Here is a 5,203-nt window from a genome sequence, read left to right as displayed (position 1 = left end):
TTGATGAGTCGAAAAAACACCCTATCGGCTGTCTAGAAAGACTTGACCACCTCAGGGCGCCAAGGGCTCTTTCCAGAGACGTCAGAGCGCTAGAAGCGATGGCGAAGCCGAGCAACGCGAAGCCGAAGGCGAGCCCGATCGGCTCTACAACGCGTCAGCTTCTCCGTTGACCACCTGCTCCAGCTCATCGCCGGTGGCGCCGAGCTCGTCGATCAGCCGGGCCAGCTCGCGCTCGTCCAGGTAATCGTACGGGCGGTTTTCACACAGGTGCAGGTACGGCGAGCCATCCAGGTCCGCCTCGGCCAGGTAACCCGTGCGCTGCTCCCAGTTGAAACGCAGGCAGCGCCGCGCATCCACGCCAGAAAGCGGACCGATAGGCGTGGACAGGCGCAGGAAGCGCTGGCCATCCCCATCCTCCAGCTCAGCCAGGTAGATGCCCTGGTGCCGGCCATCCGGCAGCTCCAGGTCGAAGCTGATCAGGTACGGCTCGTTCTGCCGCAGCTTGTGGATACCGCCCACATGCGAACGGATCGCTTCGAAGTGACGCATGGCCTTGCCCTGGGCTCGATCGTGGACCCCCGATGGTACGCTCGTCGTGTTTCGTTGGCATGCACGAACCGACCCATGGCTGAAGAAGAACTCGACGACGACGAAGCCCGCGCCCTGCGGGCACAACGCATCATCGCGGCCGTTGCCGCGATCCCGCGCGGGCGGGTGGCCAGTTATGGGGCCATCGCGGCGCGTGCCGGCTACCCCGGGCGGGCGCGCTTGATCGGCCGGGTGCTGGGTGACGCGCCGGATCGGCTCGACCTGCCCTGGCACCGGGTCCTCCGGGCCGATGGGCGCATCGGCATCCCCGCCGGCACCCAGGGCTACCGAGAGCAGTGCCGGCGGCTGAAAGCCGAGGGCGTCACGGTGAAGGACGGCCGGGTGCCGATGAGCGCCTTCGGCCTCGACCACGATCTGGACCGCGCCATCTGGGGCTTCCCCGGCGGCTAGCGGTAAACCACCTCGATGACCCGCCAGCGGATGGCGGGATCGCGGGAAAGCGCGTAGGCAAACAGCGGCACGCGGGCGAGCGGATGGCCGGCGGCCGGTTGCGCCGCCGATGCCTGGGCGCTCCCGCATGCTGGTGCATTGGCGGTGACCGCGCAGGTGGGCTCCCGGATGGCGCCGGAAAAACTGACGACCCCACCACCATCCGCCCACGCGGGCAGGGCGGCGAGGGCGAGCACGGGCAGGAAAAGGAAGACGTTGCGCATGGTGGATACCCCCTTGGATGCGCCGGAAAAAGCCGGCGGCTGGCGGGCGCTGGGCCCGTGTCCATTACGCTCCCGTGGCGATCGACGGGACAAGCGCTGTCGGCTGAATGCGGTGTAGGCCTACGCTGATTCGGGTGCTTCGCCGTTCAGGCCCGGGGGTGCGGTTTGTTAGCATGGGCGCATGCAGTCCTCCGCCTCCGACATCCTTCATTCCGTTTTTGGTTATCCCGCATTCCGCGGCCAGCAGCAGGCCATCGTCGAGGAGGTTGCGGGCGGCGGCGATGCGCTCGTGCTCATGCCGACCGGCGGCGGCAAATCGCTGTGCTACCAGATTCCCGCGCTCATGCGTTACGGCACGGGTATCGTCGTCTCGCCACTCATCGCGCTCATGCAGGACCAGGTGGATGCGCTGCTGGAGGCCGGCGTCAAGGCGCGTTACCTCAACTCCAGCCTCGATTCCCTCACCCAGCGCGAAGTGGAAGACCAGCTGCTGGCGGGCGACATCGACATGTTGTACGTGGCGCCCGAGCGCTTGCTGAGCCCACGCTTCCTTGCGCTGCTCGATCGCATCCCCATCGCCCTGTTCGCGATCGACGAAGCGCATTGCGTATCGCAATGGGGTCATGATTTCCGACCGGAATATCGCGAGCTCACGCTCCTGCACGAACGCTTCCCGGAGGTGCCGCGCATCGCGCTTACCGCCACTGCCGATGAGCGTACACGCGAGGAAATCGTTGAGCGCCTGCGCCTGGGCGAGGCGCGCCGCTTCGTTTCCAGCTTCGACCGCCCGAACATCCGCTACCGCGTGGCGCCACGCCAGAATGCCCGGCGCCAGTTGCTCGACCTGCTCGATGCACACCGCGGCGACGCGGGCATCGTGTACTGCCTGAGCCGGCGCAAGGTCGATGAAACCGCGGCGTGGCTCGCCGAGGCGGGTGTCGATGCGCTGCCGTACCATGCGGGCCTCGACCAGGAAACACGCCAGCGCCACCAGCAGCGGTTCCTGCGCGAGGATGGCATCGTCATGGTCGCCACCGTCGCGTTCGGCATGGGTATCGACAAGCCCGACGTGCGTTTCGTCGCCCATCTCGATCTGCCACGCAGCATGGAAGGTTATTACCAGGAGACCGGCCGTGCCGGCCGCGATGGCCTGCCGGCGGAAGCCTGGATGGTCTATGGCCTGGGCGACGTGGTCACGATGAGCCAGATGATCGCGCAGTCGGAATCCGGCGACGATCGCAAGCGCATCGAGCGGTTGAAGCTCGACAACCTGCTCGGCTACGCGGAGGCCACGCGTTGCCGCCGCCAGCTGCTTCTGGAGGCCTTCGCCGAAGCGCACTCGGGCCATTGCGGCAACTGTGACAACTGCCTGGTTCCGCCGAAAACGTGGGACGCCACGCTCGCCGCGCAAAAGGCGATGTCCGCGATCTACCGCAGCGGCCAGCGTTACGGCGCGGGCCACCTCATCGAGATCCTGCGCGGCGAAGCGGGCGAGCGTGTGCGTGACCTCGGCCACGACAAGCTCAGCGTCTTCGGCGTCGGCGCCGACATGGATGCCACGCAGTGGCGCTCGGTGTTCCGCCAGCTGCTGGCCGCAGGCCTGATCGAGGCCGACCCCGAAGGTTACGGCACCCTCCGGCTTTCCACGCTGAGCGGCCCGGTGCTGAAGGGCGCCCGCAAGGTCGAGCTGCGCGAGGATGCCCGCCCGTCGAAGGGCCGGCGTTCGAAGGGCGCGGCGCCGGCGGTGGGGAGCGCGCTCGGTATCGAGGTCACCGAGGAGCCGCTGTGGAACGACCTGCGCCGCGTGCGCGCGGAACTGGCGAAAGCGCATGGCGTGCCGGCCTACGTCATCTTCCACGACGCGACCCTGCTGGCCATGCTGCGCGCGCTTCCCCAGGACGAGGAAGAGCTCTCGGCCATCAGCGGCGTTGGCGAGAGCAAGCTCAAGCGCTACGGCAAGGATTTCCTCGCGGTGCTTACCGCTGCCTCCTGACCGGGTTTGAGAGTATTCTCAAACCCGTGCCAGCGTTGAAGAAAATCGCGACGACGCGCTTGCATCGAGAGGGGGCTGTCCCCAATCCTTAGGGGCTTACCCCACATCGATACGTTCGACGACGTGACGAGACGAGGGTGCATGCCGTGGCACGCCGCCGCGGCCAACGACGACTCAGGGAGCCGCCCATGCACGACGCCACGCCACTCATTGCCACCATTGTCGGTGGCCTCGTCCTGGCCTTCATCTTCGGCGCCATCGCCAATCGCATCCGCCTGCCGGTCATCGCGGGCTACCTCGTCGCTGGCGTGGTCGCGGGGCCGTTTACGCCGGGCTATGTCGCCGACGCGCACATCGCACAGGAACTCGCGGACCTCGGCGTCATCCTGCTCATGTTCGGCGTGGGCCTGCATTTCTCGTTGAAAGACCTGCTCGCCGTCAAAGGCATCTCCATCCCCGGCGCCGCGGTGCAGATGGGTGTCGCGACCGGCCTGGGCATGTTGCTCGGCTGGGCACTGGGCTGGCCGATGGCGCAGGGTTTCGTGTTTGGCCTCGCCTTGTCGGTGGCGAGCACCGTCGTCCTGCTCCGCGCCATGGAAGAGCGCCGCCTGCTCGATAGTGACCGCGGGCGCATCGCCGTCGGCTGGCTGATCGTCGAAGACCTCGCCATGGTGCTGGCGCTGGTGCTGCTGCCGGCACTGGCGGGCTTCCTTGGCGATGGCAAAGGCGCCGCCACGCCGTCCATGGGTGAGCTGGTGCAGACCGTCGCCATCACCATCGGCAAGGTGGTGCTGTTCGTGGCGGTGATGCTTGTCATCGGCAAGCGCGCCATCCCGTGGATGCTGCAGGCCGTCTCCGGTACCGGATCGCGCGAACTGTTCCGCCTGGCGGTGCTTGCCATCGCGCTCGGCGTCGCGTTCGGTGCCGCGCATCTGTTCGATGTGTCGTTCGAACTCGGCGCGTTCTTCGCCGGCATGATGATGGGTGAATCGAAGCTCTCGCAGCAGGCGGCGGAGGAAACGCTGCCGTTGCGCGACGCGTTCGCCGTGCTGTTCTTCGTATCGATCGGCATGCTCTTCAACCCCAGCATCCTGGTGCAGCAGCCGTGGCTGGTGATCGCCGCGTGCCTGATCATCATCATCGGCAAGTCCGCCGCCGCCTTCTTCATCGTGCGCCTGTTCGGTCGCCCCACGAAGACGGCACTCACCATCGCGACGAGCCTGGCGCAGATCGGTGAGTTCTCCTTCATCCTCGCCGGCCTCGGGGTGTCGCTGGGCCTGCTCAGCGAGGAAGCCCGCGACATCCTGCTGGCCGCCGCCATCGTCTCGATCCTCGTGAACCCGCTGCTCTTCGTCGCGCTGGACCGCTGGGTCGCGAAGCACGACGCGGATGCGCCCGATGAGCATCCCGAAATGCGCGGTCACACCGTGCTCGTGGGCTTCGGTCGCGTCGGCCGCCGCGTCTTCGCCGAGCTGCAGGCCGCGGGCGCACCCATCCTCGTGATCGAAACCGATGAGGACACGGTGCGCGACTTGCGCGAGCAGGGCGGTGCGGAGGTCGTCATCGGTAACGCCGCGGCGCCGCCGGTGCTGGCCGAGGCCAACCTCGCCGGTGCGCGGGCCCTGATCGTCGCCGTGCCGGATCCGTTCGAGGGTGGCCAGGTGGTACGCGCCGCCCGGGCCCTGCGTCCCGACCTGCCGATCGTCGCCCGCGCGCACTCGCCGGATTGTGTCAGTCATCTTGCAGGCCTGGGCGCCAGCGATGTGATCTACGGTGAGCAGGAACTGGCCCGCAGCATGTTCGAAGCGGTACAGCCGAAGCCAGCTGCCCACGGCGGGCACTAAGCCAGCCCCTAAGCCGGCCCCTCAGCCGGCCTTGTGGGTGCGGGGGGGGGGGGGGGGGGGGGGGGGGGGGCGGGCCCCCCCGCCCCCCCCGCCCCCCCCCCCAC

5 protein-coding genes are annotated in these 5,203 nt (G+C 67.8%); 3 read left to right on the top strand and 2 right to left on the bottom strand.

Annotated features, from left to right (window positions below):
- Positions 1-144: 144 nt before the first annotated feature.
- Positions 145-549 carry a hypothetical protein gene (locus ACTHLF_RS00485; protein WP_440323875.1) on the bottom strand — a complete coding sequence of 135 codons (405 nt, stop codon included), beginning with the start codon at positions 547-549 and terminating at the stop codon, positions 145-147.
- Positions 550-624: 75 nt separating this feature from the next.
- Here ACTHLF_RS00485 and ACTHLF_RS00480 point away from each other — a divergent pair, with 75 nt between their 5' ends.
- The gene (locus ACTHLF_RS00480) at positions 625-999 is read left to right on the top strand and encodes an MGMT family protein (protein WP_440323873.1); all 375 of its coding nucleotides are present in this window, start codon (positions 625-627) and stop codon (positions 997-999) included.
- Here ACTHLF_RS00480 and ACTHLF_RS00475 read toward each other — a convergent pair.
- The gene (locus ACTHLF_RS00475; protein ID WP_440323871.1) at positions 996-1,262 is read right to left on the bottom strand and encodes a hypothetical protein; all 267 of its coding nucleotides are present in this window, start codon (positions 1,260-1,262) and stop codon (positions 996-998) included. The two genes, ACTHLF_RS00480 and ACTHLF_RS00475, sit on opposite strands and share 4 nt — an antisense overlap.
- A 181-nt stretch (positions 1,263-1,443) precedes the next feature.
- Between ACTHLF_RS00475 and recQ the strand changes: the two genes are divergently transcribed.
- Positions 1,444-3,255, top strand: coding sequence for a DNA helicase RecQ (gene recQ, locus ACTHLF_RS00470; protein ID WP_440323869.1), 1,812 nt, complete (start codon positions 1,444-1,446; stop codon positions 3,253-3,255).
- Between the two features lie 188 nt (positions 3,256-3,443).
- Positions 3,444-5,099, top strand: a complete 1,656-nt coding sequence (ybaL, locus tag ACTHLF_RS00465; protein WP_440323867.1) for a YbaL family putative K(+) efflux transporter — start codon at positions 3,444-3,446, stop codon at positions 5,097-5,099.
- Positions 5,100-5,203 lie beyond the last annotated feature (104 nt).

The sequence above is a fragment of the Luteibacter sp. genome (genome assembly GCF_051958795.1).
Taxonomy (GTDB): Bacteria; Pseudomonadota; Gammaproteobacteria; order Xanthomonadales; family Rhodanobacteraceae; genus Luteibacter.
The sequence above is the reverse complement of the archived record's forward strand: the minus strand, read 5'-3'. Positions and strand labels throughout refer to the sequence as shown.

Bases quoted from the DNA above. Each gene is read 5' to 3' on its own strand.
- recQ (WP_440323869.1), top strand. From the start codon at position 1,444: ATGCAGTCCTCCGCCTCCGACATCCTTCATTCCGTTTTTGGTTATCCC.
- ACTHLF_RS00485 (WP_440323875.1), bottom strand. From the start codon at position 549: ATGCGTCACTTCGAAGCGATCCGTTCGCATGTGGGCGGTATCCACAAG.
- ACTHLF_RS00475 (WP_440323871.1), bottom strand. From the start codon at position 1,262: ATGCGCAACGTCTTCCTTTTCCTGCCCGTGCTCGCCCTCGCCGCCCTG.
- ybaL (WP_440323867.1), top strand. From the start codon at position 3,444: ATGCACGACGCCACGCCACTCATTGCCACCATTGTCGGTGGCCTCGTC.
- ACTHLF_RS00480 (WP_440323873.1), top strand. From the start codon at position 625: ATGGCTGAAGAAGAACTCGACGACGACGAAGCCCGCGCCCTGCGGGCA.